Consider the following 650-nt stretch of genomic DNA (forward strand, 5'->3'; position numbering starts at 1 on the left):
GGCGGGCGGCAATGGCTTCCAGCGCCGTGGACATGCCCACCAGGTCCGCGCCAATGCGCTTGGCGTACCGTACCTCGGCCGGAGTTTCGTAGTGCGGGCCGGGGAACTGGGCGTAGACGCCCTCCTCCAGCGCCGGATCCACTTCCCGGGCCAGCGCCCGGATCCGGGACGAGTACAGGTCCGTCAGATCCACGAAGGTGGCGCCTTCCAGCGGGGAGGCTGCCGTGAGGTTGATGTGGTCGCTGATCAGCACGGGCGTGCCGGGCTTCCAGTGTTCCTGCAGTCCACCGCAGCCGTTGGTCAGGACCATCACCTTGGCCCCTGCCGCCGCCGCGGTGCGGACGCCGTGGACCACGGCGCGCACGCCCCTGCCTTCGTAGAAGTGCGTGCGGGCGCCCAGCACCAGTGCGTGCTTGCCGGTGTCCGTGCGGATGGAACTGATAGTGCCGACATGGCCGACGACGGCGGGCGCCCGGAAGCCGGGAATGTCCGCTGCGGGGATGGTGGCGGTGGTTTCACCGATGAGGCCGGCGGCATTGCCCCAGCCGGAGCCAAGGACCAGGGCGACGTCGTGCTTTTCGACGCCGGTCTGCTCGGTGATGTAGCCGGCGGCGCTCTGCGCCAGGGCGAAGGGGTCCTGTGCCTGATCC

General features: G+C 70.0%; 1 protein-coding gene. It reads right to left on the reverse strand.

What is annotated here, in order from left to right; all coding sequences use genetic code 11:
* The coding region (locus AC5RVV_RS17800; protein WP_494002679.1) for a purine-nucleoside phosphorylase at nucleotides 1-625 on the reverse strand (625 nt) is incomplete at its 3' end.
* Nucleotides 626-650: the final 25 nt, after the last annotated feature.

Source organism: Arthrobacter sp. MDT2-34-1 (assembly GCF_059091365.1).